Origin of the sequence: Ruegeria sp. HKCCSP351, assembly GCF_017872535.1 — a bacterium.
In the GTDB taxonomy this organism is placed as follows: Bacteria; Pseudomonadota; Alphaproteobacteria; order Rhodobacterales; family Rhodobacteraceae; genus Ruegeria.
The window spans coordinates 25,615-39,487 of record NZ_JAEDOV010000015.1 but is presented as its reverse complement, the minus strand read 5'-3'; the positions used below and the strand labels follow the sequence as shown (position 1 = coordinate 39,487).

12 protein-coding genes and 1 tRNA gene are annotated in these 13,873 nt (G+C 57.6%); 3 read left to right on the top strand and 10 right to left on the bottom strand.

All coding sequences use genetic code 11. The features are described from left to right. Positions 1-229 precede the first annotated feature (229 nt). Entirely contained in the window at positions 230-604 is a 375-nt protein-coding gene (locus tag I9182_RS19785; RefSeq protein WP_209599415.1) for a hypothetical protein, read from the bottom strand. 91 nt (positions 605-695) lie between these two features. On the opposite strand from I9182_RS19785, the gene I9182_RS19780 reads away from it, so the two are divergent. Further along, positions 696-1,454, top strand: coding sequence for an alpha/beta fold hydrolase (locus I9182_RS19780; RefSeq protein ID WP_209599414.1), 759 nt, complete (start codon positions 696-698; stop codon positions 1,452-1,454). Here I9182_RS19780 and I9182_RS19775 read toward each other — a convergent pair whose 3' ends face one another. From I9182_RS19775 to I9182_RS19750, 6 genes are all read right to left on the bottom strand, one after another. Further along, complete coding sequence (locus tag I9182_RS19775) at positions 1,455-1,640, bottom strand: hypothetical protein (protein ID WP_209508001.1); 186 nt, start codon at positions 1,638-1,640, stop codon at positions 1,455-1,457. A gap of 272 nt (positions 1,641-1,912) precedes the next feature. After that, a complete protein-coding gene (locus I9182_RS19770; RefSeq protein ID WP_209599413.1) occupies positions 1,913-3,265 on the bottom strand; it encodes an HlyD family type I secretion periplasmic adaptor subunit in 1,353 nt (450 codons plus the stop codon). Positions 3,266-3,267: 2 nt separating this feature from the next. Then, positions 3,268-5,490, bottom strand: coding sequence for a type I secretion system permease/ATPase (locus I9182_RS19765; protein WP_209599412.1), 2,223 nt, complete (start codon positions 5,488-5,490; stop codon positions 3,268-3,270). A gap of 40 nt (positions 5,491-5,530) precedes the next feature. Continuing rightward, positions 5,531-7,471 (bottom strand): type I secretion protein, encoded by a 1,941-nt coding sequence (locus tag I9182_RS19760; protein ID WP_209599411.1) that lies wholly within the window; start codon positions 7,469-7,471, stop codon positions 5,531-5,533. 130 nt (positions 7,472-7,601) lie between these two features. Beyond that, the gene (locus tag I9182_RS19755) at positions 7,602-9,908 is read right to left on the bottom strand and encodes a hypothetical protein (RefSeq protein WP_348540415.1); all 2,307 of its coding nucleotides are present in this window, start codon (positions 9,906-9,908) and stop codon (positions 7,602-7,604) included. A 64-nt stretch (positions 9,909-9,972) separates the two neighbouring features. Next, positions 9,973-10,158: a hypothetical protein gene (locus I9182_RS19750; RefSeq protein WP_209599409.1), complete on the bottom strand. Its 186-nt coding sequence runs from the start codon at positions 10,156-10,158 to the stop codon at positions 9,973-9,975. Positions 10,159-10,513: 355 nt separating this feature from the next. On the opposite strand from I9182_RS19750, the gene I9182_RS19745 reads away from it, so the two are divergent. Together I9182_RS19745 and I9182_RS19740 are read left to right on the top strand one after the other, a co-directional pair. After that, a complete protein-coding gene (locus tag I9182_RS19745) occupies positions 10,514-11,266 on the top strand; it encodes a response regulator transcription factor (protein ID WP_245222758.1) in 753 nt (250 codons plus the stop codon). Then, positions 11,259-11,756, top strand: coding sequence for a hypothetical protein (locus I9182_RS19740; protein ID WP_245220737.1), 498 nt, complete (start codon positions 11,259-11,261; stop codon positions 11,754-11,756). The genes I9182_RS19745 and I9182_RS19740 overlap by 8 nt, the downstream gene beginning before the upstream one ends. Before the next feature lie 106 nt (positions 11,757-11,862). On the opposite strand, the gene I9182_RS19735 is transcribed toward I9182_RS19740, so the two are convergent. From I9182_RS19735 to I9182_RS19725, 3 genes are all read right to left on the bottom strand, one after another. After that, positions 11,863-11,948: transfer RNA gene (locus I9182_RS19735), tRNA-Leu, on the bottom strand. A 129-nt stretch (positions 11,949-12,077) separates the two neighbouring features. Beyond that, positions 12,078-12,839: an ABC transporter ATP-binding protein gene (locus I9182_RS19730; RefSeq protein ID WP_209599408.1), complete on the bottom strand. Its 762-nt coding sequence runs from the start codon at positions 12,837-12,839 to the stop codon at positions 12,078-12,080. Then, the gene (locus tag I9182_RS19725) at positions 12,836-13,867 is read right to left on the bottom strand and encodes an iron ABC transporter permease (protein WP_348540356.1); all 1,032 of its coding nucleotides are present in this window, start codon (positions 13,865-13,867) and stop codon (positions 12,836-12,838) included. The genes I9182_RS19730 and I9182_RS19725 overlap by 4 nt, the downstream gene beginning before the upstream one ends. Positions 13,868-13,873: the final 6 nt, after the last annotated feature.

The window sequence follows — 13,873 nt, the reverse complement described above, 5'->3', positions numbered from 1 at the left end:
AGTGGTCGACGGCCTGGCTGCCAACGGCGAAGACGGCAACGCCGAAGTCGAAGCCCGCGTCCGCGCCCAGGTCGCTGACCTCTGCAACCGTTTCCCCATATACCCAAACCTGTAAGCGTTTAAAAAGAAAAGAAAACGACGCTCTTAAGGCGCCGTTTTTTTGTTGTTTGAGCGATCGCCTCGACACAAGGAGATCAGGCTAAGCGTCAGCTTGGCAGCCTTCTGAAAGTCAGATCAAATCGCGCCACCACAGAAAGACAAGCAGTAGCGCTGTCAGAGCCAACAGGTTGAAAGCCAGCCCCCCCAGCAAACCAAGGAACCAGCCCCATCTGCGATCCGCAAGATTGATGCTTCCCAGATGGTCCTGCACCACATCCGACGCCCTGACGAGCTTGGGGGTATCCAGAATAAGCCGCATCTTCGGGTGCGATGCCATCGCCTCGGAGCGGGCAAGCATCATGGCCTGTCGGTACACCCGGCGCGGCAGCCGTCGTTTTGCCTTGCGAATGGATGCCTCTAGCGTCTTGTCGCGCACGCCAAGCTTGGCACGCAGCAAGGCCACTGTCTCGGCGATCCGGGTCTGAATGTCTGGGTCCTGAGGCATGGGCTCTCTCCTGCCGCAGCAATCTAACCTGCGCCACAAAGACCTACAATGGGGCTGGTGATCCGCTGTTGGCGCTTGTATCACGCAAGCTATGCTGAACACGATTGTACATGGCGAACCGACCGCCCGCCCCCCACTGGTTATAGCACACGGCCTTTACGGATCTGCTCGGAACTGGGGCGTCATTGCCAAAAGACTTTCAGACGAACGGCAGGTTGTGGCGGTGGACATGCGCAACCATGCCTACAGCATGTGGGACCCGAGCCATGATTATCCCCATCTGGCACAGGATATCGCCGAAGTCATAGAACAGATCGGCGGCGTGGCGGATGTTCTTGGACATTCCATGGGCGGAAAGGCTGCCATGACGTTGGCTCTGCGGCACAATGGGTTGGTAAACAAGCTGGTGGTCGCCGACATCGCGCCGGTGCAATACGCGCACAGCCAAATCCAGTTCATCGAAGCCATGCGGGCTGTTGATTTTTCGCGCATCACCCGCCGGTCGGATGCGGAAATGCAACTGGCCGATCAAGGCGTTGAAAAAGCGTTGCAAAGCTTTTTCACCCAATCGCTGGATATCAAGGGAAAACGATGGCTGCTTAATCTGGATGTTCTTGCAGCCGAGATGCCAAAGATCATGGGCTTCCCCAAATTGGACGCCACATGGGATGGTCCCGCCCTGTTCCTGTCGGGCGGGGCGTCGGATTATGTCCTGCCAGAACACCGCCCTGCAATCCGCTCGCTGTTTTCCGGCGCGCGTTTTGCCAAAATACCCGGAGCCGGGCATTGGCTGCACGCCGAAAAGCCACGTGAATTCGAGGCGGCGGTCCGGGCGTTCCTGAACGCCTGATCAGGCGCCCCGGTATAGCCGCTGGGCCACCATCCAAGACACCGGAGCAGCGATCATCGCCCCAGCAACTGCGGCACCGACAATTGCGCTGACGGAAACCAATCCCGCAGACAGCACAGCGATTACGGCAGAACCAGAAATAGCAGTGGCGATCAGTGAATACAGCATGGCGGCAAGGCGAAACATGGTCGGGTGTTACTTATGATGAGTTCCGGCCAAACATGTCTCAATTCGAATGTGTTTTGCATTGATTTGCATCAGATGCGGAAATCTGACGCTTCATGAACCTGTGATTTCGTGACTACCGTTGATCCGATCCGCCAGACCGCCAAGGGTGTGGAGCTTGTGATATCCCAAGTCTTTCGCCGTCAAAAGTACACACCCTCACTTTCACGCTTTTCCCAAAAGGATCAGAACGCGACTTGAGGTAGATGAACCAACGGCCTTAGGCACCTAGGTTATTGCTCGCGAAACGCGCGCGACATGCTGTCCGACACAGGTTTGGCGATATAGGCCGCAAAAGTTCGTTCTTCGGTTTGGATCATGATTTCCGCGGGCATGCCGGGGGTTGGAACAAAGCCGCTGACCCGGTGCAGTTCGTCCGGGGTAAGTGAGATGCGCGCCAGATAAACCTCTTTTGGAACGCCTGCCGCCTCTTCAAGCAGCGCGTCGGCTGAGATATAAAAGACTTCCCCGTACAGAACCGGTGTTGTGCGCTGATTGAGCGCGATCAGGCGGACCGAGGCGGTCTGCCCGGTTACCACACTATCAATCTCGGTGCGTGGGATTTGCGCCTCAATAATCAAGGGCGCATCAGCGGGCAGGATTTCCGCAATGGGTTCACCCGTTTCGATTACGCCACCCGGCGTATGGTAATGCAGACGAACTACCGTCCCGGTCACAGGCGCCCGCACCACGGCCCGGTCCAGAACATTGCGGGCCTGACGGGATTTTTCGCGCACGCTTTCCAGATCGGCCTCGACCACGCCCAATTCATCCAGTGCAGCCTCGCGATAGGCGGATCGGGTGCGCGTAATCTGCTCCTGGTATTTCAGAAGCATCTGATTGATTTCAGCGGCCTCCGCCTGCAACCGCGCCTGCTGCCCTTCGGCTTCGGCCTGCACACGCCGGATCGTGTTCAATTCGCCCTTCCGAACCAGCCCTTTCTGGAAAAGCTGGTTCTTGGACTCGTATTCCTCCTGCAAGATTTCGGCACGTGTGGCCATGCTTTCCAATTGAGCTTCAAAGCCACTTGCCCGGATTTTCAATGCTTCCATGTTGCGTTCCAATAGCGCCACATCATTCAGCAAGGTCTTGCGCGACACATCAAAGCTGAGCATTTGACCGTCGAGAATGGCCATGACTTCCACGTCTTTAGAGGCCTCGACCAGATCTGGTGTAAAAACCAGACGATCCCGTTCCCCATATTCCGCCAGCAACCGCTCGGTCATCGCCTGCAAGCGCAATTTGCGGATGAACAGCTCGCGCTCATTGGCCTGGGCCGAGGTCTGATCCAGCGTCATCAGCACCTGACCTGCCTGAACCGATTGCCCTTCGGTGACCTTGATGTCTTCGATGATCCCGCCTTCAAGGTGCTGGACAATCTTGTTGCGCCCAGTGGCGACAAAACTGCCCTGCGCGATGACCGCCGCCGCCAGCGGAGCACTGAAGGACCACACTCCGAAACCGCCAAAACAGACGACCAGCATGATTATACCGATAACAATGAAGCGGTTGATCGAGCGTGGAACTTCTGCATACCAGACGTCAGGTTCACCGGCAGAGTGTTTTACGGGTACGAGGTCATTCATGGTCAGCCTCCCTGTTGCCCTTCAATTCCGGTCCGTTTGCGCGGCCCGTTGATCTGCTGAAGAACCTGCTCGCGCTGACCGAACAGAGCGACGCGCCCATCGGTCAGCAACATGATCTTGTCGACCACGTTCAGCAGCGTTGGTTTCTGCGTGATGACGACCACGGTGATCTTGCTTTCACGCGCCTGTTCAATGGCGCGCGCCAAGGCTTTGTCCCCAGCAACGTCAAGGTTCGAGTTCGGCTCGTCCAGCACCACCATTCGTGGATTTCCAAAAAACGCCCGCGCCAGCGCAATGCGTTGTTTCTGTCCGCCCGATAAAGGTGATCCATCAGCGGCCACCACGGTCTCATACCCCTGCGGCAGGGTCGCGATCATGTTGTGTACATCAGCCAGTACAGCGGCGTCGTGGATCTGTTCGTCCGTGGCATCGGCTCGCATCCGGCCGATATTGTCCTTGATGGTTCCGGGGAACAGCTGCACATCCTGTGGCAGATAACCGATGCTTTCGCCGAACTGGCGCGGGTCCCAGTTGCGGATATCCATCAGGTCCAGCCGCACACTTCCCGACGTGGGCAGAACGGACCCGACAAGGGTCTTGCCCAAGGTGGTTTTGCCCGCACCGGAATTGCCGATAATCGCCAGTGTTTCACCGGGGATGAGTGAAAAGGTAATCCCGTTCAGAACCACACGTTTGGTTCCGCCGGGGACATAAAGCAACCGCTCCACATCCAACCGGCCTTCGGGTCGCGGCAGGCGCAACTTCTCATGTTGCAGGGCCGAGGTTGACAGCAGCGCCTTGATCCGCCCATAGGCCGCGCGCGTCAACAGGTAACTGTTCCACCCCTCAATCGAACCTTCGATGGGCGCAAAGGCGCGCCCGGCAATGATCGAGGCCGCGATCACCATGCCGCCGGTAATCTCTCCCTGCAGTGCAAGAAATGCGCCCCATCCCAAAATGCCAATCTGTGTCAGCAGACGAACAGCGCGCGAGATCGCCGCGAAGATCACGTTACGGTCCTGCGCGCGTACCTGCCAGGTCAGGGATTGGGCCGTGTCCCGCCCCCAGATCCGCACCGCCTCGGGGATCATGGCCAAGGCGTTGATGATCTGGCTGTTGCGCGACATGGAATCCAGATGCAGGTTCGCCATGGACTGCGCTTTGTTCGCCTCGGCAAAGGGTTTGGCTGTCATTTTCTGGTTGATCAGCGCAATCGTCATCAGGATCAGCGCCGTCACCACGACAATCATGCCCAGTTGCGGGTGCACGAGAAAGATCATCAGAATGAACAGAGGGGCGAATGGCACGTCCAGAAACGAAATCAAAGTGCCCGAAACCAGAAAACCGCGCAGTTGCTGCAAATCGCCAAGAGTCTGATATTCGCGCCCGTTTCCGTGCAACGACGCGTGCGCAGCCGCACTAAGCACCGGTGCACCCAAACGAACGGCAACCTCGACACCGGTTCGCATCAGCGTAAACCGCCGCACCGCATCAAATGCAGACTGAAAAATCACAGCCCCGGCGACGATCGCCGTCAACATGATCAGCGTATCCAAGGACCGGCTGGTCAGAACCCTGTCACTGATCTGAAACAGGTAGATCGGGATCGACAGGATCAGAATATTGGTCGCGCAGGTCAGCACCAGAACAAATGCCAGGTTACGCCGGATCGCCCGGATCGAATCCCGCAATGTGCGCTGGAAATCCTCGGGCGGGGTGCGCTTGTGAAAGGTTTGGGGTGGCCCGTTCCCGTCACCGCCGCCGGAATTTGTCCGCAACAGTGGCTGGTTTGCCTTGGCCTCGATCGTCGCGCCCATGTGATCCGCGCCGGACGTGCGCGCAGAGGGGGTCTTGCGCGCTGTCGTTTCGTCCGCGGTTGCGTGATCCGGGCCGTCAGCATCAGCCACCCCGTCACCACCGCCCGCAATGTCCTTGTCTTGCACGGGCTGCGGCGGCGCACGCCGATGGGGAGGTTCAGCGCGCGTTTGTTCACATGAGTGTTTCTGGTCTTTGGCCGGTTTCAACGTATCGTTTTCGACCGGCCGGGTTTGATCTGGTTCAGGCACTCGGAACTCCTGCGTCAGATGCAGTCGGGTAGTGACACCTGTGGCCCGTTGTGCAGGATCTGCCCCCGGCTCGGTACCCTGACGCTTCAGACCCAACCCGCCTTGCCTGTCCAGCGGGCTGGATAAAGGATGGCGGCGCGACGAAAAAACAAACGACATTTAGAAACCTTCTGGTCACTCGGTAAAATTCTTGGGGGGGTCAGGCCAGCATGGTTTGCAGGCCGTCGTCAGGTGTTGTTGCATCAAGAGCCGGGGCATTCAGCGCCAGGGCCGCATCCGGTTGCGCGACGGTCATGTCACCCAAGATGGCGGCAATTGCCTCATTGGTCATCGCGGTAATCTCGTCGTTGTCCGGCATGTCGATCAGGCTGGCCTGATGCAGCAGCAGATCGGAATACGAACCGTCACCTGCCATGACTGTCGAGTCCACACCCATCTTGGTCAGATGCGCGGAGTTCAGCATGGCATTGCTGCCCGCGACAACCTCGGCCCCGGCAGCATTCGGGCCCGACAGGTCAATATCATCCTGATCCAGCATCATCGTGACCTGATTGACGATGTTCACCTGCATAAGATCTCCGTCGATCTTGAGGACGCGCAACTGCTCCATCCCGGCGAACATCGGATCATTCAGAAGCACGTCTTCCAACGCGCCCATGTCCATTTCCTGTATGGCCAGCGCGTCAGCCATATTCTGTTGCATATCCTGGTGAACGTCCTTGCCGATCGTTTTGACCGACGCGTCATTCATGAGCAGGTTTTCATCACCGTCCATCATCGACGCGGGTACTCCACCGTTGATGATGTCGTCATCCATAAGGGCCATGGACTGAACCAGCATATCGACTGAGATCATGTTTCCGCCGATCATGATCAGATCGTAATAGCTACCCAGCTGCACGATATCGGCGACATTGTACATTTCGTTGTCGCCCAGCGCGTAAAGCGTGGATGTAGCTGAAATTTCGGTTTGAATGTGATCGATATCGGTAGCGTCAATAAGCTGGTTGATGAAATTCGCGACCACCAGATCGCCGTGAACCCAGTCCACAACAACATATGCGGGCTGGCCGCCTGTTCCGTCGGCGTTGTCCAGCCAGGCGGCCTCTTTGCCTTCGACTTCGATCACCGAAGACTGAACCAGGTTGGTACCGCTTCCGGCATTCATGGCACCCACGTCCCAATCGGAAACAAGCGCGACCTGACTGATGACCGTCAGATTGACAGCCTGCCCGCCTACAACAATGTACGGAGCATCCACCCAACCAATTGTCGCGGACACTGCATTGATCGCCAGGTTGCCACCGGTCACCACCAGATGCCCGTCGTCAAAATCGGGATCCCTGGACTGATCCCATTCGGCAGGCAACGGCGTTTCCGCTTCATCGCCAGTCGCCTCATCCGGCTGATGGAAAGCGGGCAGCAGGTCGGTCCATTCAGGTGCTTCGGCCATGTGCTCGCCATTGACGATCACACCCAGGGCATCATCGCCATGGAACTGATACACGGTGACGCCATCCACATCCCCGTTCATCGGATTCAGCATCTGTTCGGCCAGTGCCTCGACCATCTCGATTGACTGGTAGTCCGCGAGTGAAAATGACGGGCTTGCCACGGCATGAAGGGACAACGCCATGTCCAGCAACTGCTCACCTTTCGCGATCAGCGCATCCGTGTCGCGAAATTCACCCTCGCCCACCGTATCGTTGTCACGCAGGAAAACCTTTTGCATGGTGTAACTTACCGCAGACCCCAACGGCACGTTGTCCGGCTGCAGAATGACGAGTGTGGGAACGGATGATGGTCCAATCGTGTCGTCCGGGACAAAACGCTCGGAAACCGGTCCATCTCCACCAAGGATAATCACCGATTCATGCACAGGCCCCTTCGGCGCGTCTGGTAGCGGCAGGTTAGGTTGAGGTGGGGCAAAATTGTATGGGAGGAGCTTGTACTCGCCCACCGGGATATCAAGGTCGGCCCTGATGTGGATCACAGCAGGATCGTCCAGCCCGTCAATTTCGGCTTTTCGCCTCAGGGCGGTGAATTCGTCATACTGGTCCCGCAGCCGGGCTTGTTCGATCGTAAGTTCAAATGCTCCAACAAAATGCGCTATCGTTTCCGTAATTGCGTCAAGGGCCATGTCGGTCATCCTTTTTCACCCGCACCGGCCAGAATTTCCGCTTTGGGTTCAGTTGGGCCGGGGCCACTGCTCGCGGCCCCGGCATTTTCGAAAATAGCGAGGCCCGATAATGCGGGCCTCGCCTTATGACTTATGCGTCGTTGTCGTCGCTTGCGTAGGACGAGGTCATCGAACCACCGACCATGGTCGTGTCGACCGAGTTGCCAAGCACGTTGGCGCCCATGACGATCGACTGGTTAAAGGCCGAGGTGTCGACAACAGCCGCTGCCGAGGCATAGGACTCGCCGGTCACGATACCATCACCACCGTTGTTCGAGCCCCAGTTGCCAGCGTTGCCGCCTGCACCCCCGTCACCCGAATAGGCACCAGCCGCGCTGCCGCCCGTGATGGTTCCACCCATGGTGTCACCGGACATGGCTGTACCGGTCGAGTATCCGCTGGCTCCGCCATTTGCGGCGGACGCGCCACCGGCACCACTCGCACCTGAACTGGCCGCACCGGTCGCATCGCCCGAACCGGTCGATGTGGCATCGTTATCGGACATGCCCGAACCACCGTATCCGGCGATTGCTTCAGCCAGGCTGTCGGCGGCTCCGTTTGTATCGGCATCACCGAATACATCCGCCGCTCCGCCATCACCGGCGGTATTGGCCGCATCAGCAGATCCGGCACCGTTGCCCGAAGACGTGGATGTGGGCGTCGTTGTGCCGCCTGCTCCGCCGTCACCGTCTGCTGCAGACGTACCAGAACCCGCTGCGTCCGCTGTGCCGTTGGCCGAATTTGATCCGCCATCACCACCGCTGCCATCCGTGTTCTGCGAATTGCTGGATGCACCGTTCACGTCACCTGGGCTTTGGTTGATATCAGGCCCGCTTGCGGACTGGTCGCCAACACCCTGCGCATCCGAATCCGCGTCGGCAGTTCCACCGGAACCATCGCCGCCCGAACCGTCACCGCCTGAGCCATCGCCACCAGAGCCATCGCCGCCCGAACCATCGCCACCAGTTCCGTCACCGCCAGTTCCGTCACCGCCTTCGCCCGCTTCGGCATCAACCATGCCAAGCTCTTCCTGCAGGGCCATGATTGCAGCTTCGACCATAGCGGCAAATCCGCCTTCACCGTCACCGCCGGTACCGTCACCGCCCGTGCCGTCGCCACCGGATCCTTCACCACCGGTCCCTTCGCCGCCAGAGCCTTCACCGCCGGTGCCAGGTCCGCCAGTTCCATCAGCCGAGCTGTCTGCACCACTGTCAGCGCTGCCCTCTGCTGCGTTGCTGCCGGCAGTCGCATCATTGGCTTCGGTTGTGCTGTCACTGGAATTCGACGACGAACCGTCTGTCGAAGCGCTGCCGTCACCACCGTCGGAACCTTCGGCGTCTACGTCATTGCCGGCCAGACCAAAGCCCGTGCCGCTCGAGTCGGAATCGCTGTCGCCGCCATCGGCGCTACCCGAGGCATTCGAGCCAGACAGACCAAGGCCCAGTCCCAGACCAAACGAATCTGCGCTTCCGCCGTTACCGCCGGTTCCGTCACCGTCAACGCTTGTGCTGCCGTCGTTGTCAGCAGAAGACGAACTGTCAGCGTCGCCGCCGTCGCCGCCGGTGCTGTCACCGTCAGCCCCTGCGCCGGACAGGCCGACACCAATGCTGGCGTTATTTGCGTCACCGGTATCACCACCTGCGCCGCCACTCGAATCCGCGTCGGCGCTGCCGGTATCGCCACCGGCACCAAACGCATGGCTGCCCAGCGTGGTCGAGTCTGCCGAACCACCATAGCTGGTACCACCGTCGCCCGAATCTCCACCGTTGGACTTGACGCCGATACCTTCTTCAGCGTTGGCGGTACCGCCATAGGCGCTACCATTCTGATAGAAACCGGAATTGTTCGAAACTGACGCCGATTCCAGCGTGTCGTCATCGCTCAGGCTAGCCACCTGACTGTTGACGGCCGCCATCGCGGTTCCCGCACCATCCATTGAGATATCGACATTCATGTCATCGCCAGGATCATAGTTCAGATCACGGCCTGCAGTTATTACGTCGCCAACCGACGCGTTATCTCCGAAGTCCAAATCAACCTGATCGTCATCGCGCGGAATCCACTCTCCGCCACCAAAGTCGATATTGATCGCATTGCTGTTCGAATTGTCGTTGGTGTTATCTCCGGCATTGAGCGTCTGGTCCTGATCCTGACCTTGATCCTGATCCTGGCCCTGATCTTGACCTTGGTCCTGGCCCTGATCTTGACCTTGGTCCTGGCCTTGATTTTGGTCCTGACCCTGATCGTTGGAGTTTTCGACAGTCTGGTCCTGCTGTTGCTGTTGAGCAGTCAGGTCGGCTTCGACAAACGCCTCATCAATCGGGATTTCGACATTAACCGGAGCTTCCAGGTTCTCGACATTAATTTCGTCGACGGTCGTTACGTTTGTATTATTCACATTACGTCTCATGACAAATTCCTATTTCTGGAACGCCAGACCGCCATTCATCTAAAAAGCGGCATCAGGCGAGGTTGAAACAAAAATATCCGCGCAGCGCATAAACGCGCTGAATGCGGTCAGTGGAAGTTTCTAAATGGCCACCTCCTTTCCCGGCTAAGCCGAAAGCGCGGCGGTTCATGAAGCTTGCTAAAATACGCAATGACCGGCGCGACAGGGACAGGCGCTTCGACAATTGAAGCCCAGCCATGTTCGCAGCGACGCACGCCCTCGCCTAGCTAGTCGAAAGTTTTGAGGTAGTTACCACCTTGTTTTTATTACTTACTTTTAGAACACACCACAGTTTGCGCACGTCTACCCCGCAAGACCCACCCACAAAAAATCGCAACAAAATAATTCAATTGTTTCCGCCGGTTGCACAAAAATCAAAGCGAAAACCTAACCGAAAGTTCTATGACGCAGGCCATTGAACAACTCCTCCCGGTTGTGGGAAACCATGCTTTCGAGTATAATAAAAGTTAATTACCTATTTGATTAGTTAACTATTTTAGACCGCCAGAATTCAAATTAGCGTTTTTGGTTGACCCTGTTTGCGAGGGAATGTGATGAGTGCGTCATTGATAGAAGAAACTGCCAATCAGGATCTTTATTCAGAAGATTTTTCGGTTGTCTTTATTGGAAAAGAATTATTCTACTCCAATCAGACCCTAAGAAGCGTTCAAACTGAATTCGGGGTTCGCGCTCAGCGGTTCGAAACCATCGAATCCATGAACGGCCGCACACCCGGTTGCAGCAAGATTATTGTTGTTGACCAGATGATGCTTGAAGACCTGTTGGCGCGACCTATGGCCTATACCAAAAGTACGGGATCCGGCTGTCTCGCATTTGCCTATCGCAAAGAAGAATCGGCCCGGCACATGTTTGAATCCTGGGATCGCGCGCAGTTCGGCGAAGTTGGATTTCTGCCGATGAATGTGGCGCCCGATGCCTGGCGCGCCATCCTCAGGCTGCTGATGCATGAAGAACTGTACCTACCCAGCTTCCTTGCCGATTGCGCCACATTCCTGGGCCAGCGCACGCGGGGCATCCCAGCCCGTCCAGCGACAAGCGCACCTAACGGAGTCGATCAAAAGTCGCGGTATCTGAAGCTGACGCGTCGCGAGAAGCAGGTCCTGCAACTTGTCTCGCAGGGCAAAAGCAACAAGTTGATCGCGGCCAAACTGGGAATTACGGAACACACGGTCAAACTGCATATGCACAACGTGGTTGGCAAGATCGGCGTCAGCAACCGCACCGCTGCCGCGCATTTCTATTATGAGGTTGCGCCGCACAAGGCGCAGCACTCCGCTGTTGACTGATACGTTCGAAGCCCGGTTCGATCGCCTGATCCTTCTGGTTGGCAGGCTGAACTATATGTGGACCAACACCGAAAGCCTGTTGATCCACCTGATCGCTGGCCTTTCCGGAACGTCGAAAGACGTGGCCGTCATTATCTTCCTGACCCTGAACACAACCCGCGCGCGTATTGATCTGGTCGAACGGCTTGCCAAGATGGAGGGAAGGCCCGCGCAGGTTCGCGACCCGATCCTTGAACGCACGCAACGGCTCAGCAAGCTTTCGGGCATCCGAAACAAGTATAACCACTGCATCTATTCATTCGATCAGGAGAGCGGAAACCCGAAAACGATCCTGATGCGGATTGCTGACCGCAAGACCGATATAAAACTGGGTCGCGCGGATACGGTAGATGATGACGCGCTTCGCGAAATCGAAGCGGTCGTCAACCAGCTTTCAGCCGCGAACCAGGATATCTGGAGGCTGATCCGGGAATTGGGGTATCCGGTATAGGCCGGGTCATGAATAGGACGCCATGACGACGTAGTCTGCGCTTCACTGCATGTGCGGTCCCGAAGACGCGCAACCCGGGCGGTGGAATGTTCCTGTCGAAAGTGCCTGGTGCGGGCGGTGGGACTCGAACCCACACGGGCATACGCCCTTCAGATTTTAAGTCTGATATGTCTACCATTCCATCACGCCCGCACGGCGCGGCCCTTTCGGACAGTGCAACGTCCTTACAAGCACAACGAGATGATAACAATGTGCTTTGACCCGCAAGGTCAGGAAAATTAGCTGAAAGCCCCGGTGGCGGCAGGAACAAATCCGGCCTTGTCAGTCCAGATGATAGGACAGGAACCGTTCTGTCCCGCCGGCACTAAACCCCCATTGTGCTTTGACACCAAAAACTTCTGAAACGGTTTCCAAAGACAAGGCTTGTTCGGGCGGGCCAAGAGAAACCAGCTGACCTTTTGATAAAACAGCCACCCGGTCACAGGCCATTGCCTGATTCAGATCGTGGAGTGCCATCACCGTTGTCACTTTTAGAATTCGAACACAGCTCAGGATCGACAGTTGATGATGTATGTCCAGATGGTTGGTCGGTTCGTCCAAAAGCAAAAGGCCCGGTTGCTGCGCCAAAGCGCGCGCGATGTGCAGCCGCTGGCGCTCTCCTCCCGACAATGTTGCCCATTCTCTGTGTGCCATATCGGCCATTTCCACGGTTTGCAGGGCTTTGTCGACTTGCCTGGTGTCTTCGGCGCGCCAGGGCCTTAAGGCCGACAGCCAAGGCGTGCGGCCCAGTTCGACCACGGAACGTGCGGTCACACGCTCGGCTGTATCAGCATGTTGTTCAACGATGGCAATCCGTTGGGCAATCTGTCTGCGCGACAAGTGCGAAACGGGATGGCCCGCTATGACGACTTTTCCCGAAACCGGACGTGCCAAACCCGCCAGCAGGCGCATCAGTGTTGATTTACCCGAACCGTTGGGTCCGACCAAAGCCAGCGTTTCTCCGGGCTCCACGACAAAGGATACGTCTGACAATAAAGTCTTGCCGCGAACGGAATATGTCAGGTTCTGCGCCTCGATCTTCATCGGGCGCTCCTCTGGCCGCGCACCAGAATTACGGCAAAGGCAGGCGCACCGATCAGGGCGGTGACCACCCCAATCGGCAGAACCTGACCCGGGATGATGATGCGCGACACGATATCTGCGCCGATCAGGAAGACCGCTCCGATCAAGGCGGCTGTTGGGATAAGCCTGCGATGTCCCGACCCCACAAGGAACCGAGCGGCATGAGGGATGACCAGCCCGACAAAGCCAATGGATCCGACGATCGAGACCATGACAGCTGTTGTAAGTGCGGTCGCAAAGATCAGGGTTGCCTGCACCCGCCGGACTGGAACGCCCAGCGAGGCCGCTGAATCAGAGCCGAAAATAAACGCATCCAGTGCTCTGGCGTGAAAGCGGCAAATGAGCCAACCGGCAAGTGCCACCGGAACGGCCAGATACACATCTGGCCAACGGACGCCGCTGAGGTTTCCCATCAGCCAGAACATAATCCCGCGCGCCTGATCGGCATTGGCGGATTTGGCAATAACGAACGCCGTCAGCGCATTGAACAATTGAGACCCGGCAATTCCCGCCAAGACGATCTGCGCCGTCGCAGCCCGCCCGCCCCCTGCGCCAGCGGCACGAGCCAGTAGCGCGACAAAACCAAAAGCCAAAAGCGCGCCATTGAACGCGCCAAAAGACAGCGACAAAACCCCACCGCCCAAACCAGCGATGGTAACAGCCACGGCACCCGTCGAGGCCCCGGCAGAAATGCCCAAAATGTAAGGGTCAGCCAACGGGTTTCGCAGCAAAGCCTGCAACACAACCCCGGCGACGGCCAGACCAGCGCCGCAGGACGCCGCGACCAGAGCGCGAGGAAGCCGATAGCTCCAGATAATTCCCTGATCAATGGGGTCGACGGGCAGGTCCGCTCCGGCCAGCTTGTTGGCCAGAACGGACAGAACCAAATCGGGCGACAGCGAGGTTTCCCCGATCATCGCGCCCGCAAGGACCGCCGCAATCAACAATGGCACAGTAAGGCACGCAGCCTTGAAACCCTGCCGAAAGATTGCGGC

Bases quoted from the DNA above. Each gene is read 5' to 3' on its own strand.
- I9182_RS19785 (WP_209599415.1), bottom strand. From the start codon at position 604: ATGCCTCAGGACCCAGACATTCAGACCCGGATCGCCGAGACAGTGGCC.
- I9182_RS19780 (WP_209599414.1), top strand. From the start codon at position 696: ATGCTGAACACGATTGTACATGGCGAACCGACCGCCCGCCCCCCACTG.
- I9182_RS19775 (WP_209508001.1), bottom strand. From the start codon at position 1,640: ATGTTTCGCCTTGCCGCCATGCTGTATTCACTGATCGCCACTGCTATT.
- I9182_RS19770 (WP_209599413.1), bottom strand. From the start codon at position 3,265: ATGAATGACCTCGTACCCGTAAAACACTCTGCCGGTGAACCTGACGTC.
- I9182_RS19765 (WP_209599412.1), bottom strand. From the start codon at position 5,490: ATGTCGTTTGTTTTTTCGTCGCGCCGCCATCCTTTATCCAGCCCGCTG.
- I9182_RS19760 (WP_209599411.1), bottom strand. From the start codon at position 7,471: ATGGCCCTTGACGCAATTACGGAAACGATAGCGCATTTTGTTGGAGCA.
- I9182_RS19750 (WP_209599409.1), bottom strand. From the start codon at position 10,158: ATGGCTGGGCTTCAATTGTCGAAGCGCCTGTCCCTGTCGCGCCGGTCA.
- I9182_RS19745 (WP_245222758.1), top strand. From the start codon at position 10,514: ATGAGTGCGTCATTGATAGAAGAAACTGCCAATCAGGATCTTTATTCA.
- I9182_RS19730 (WP_209599408.1), bottom strand. From the start codon at position 12,839: ATGAAGATCGAGGCGCAGAACCTGACATATTCCGTTCGCGGCAAGACT.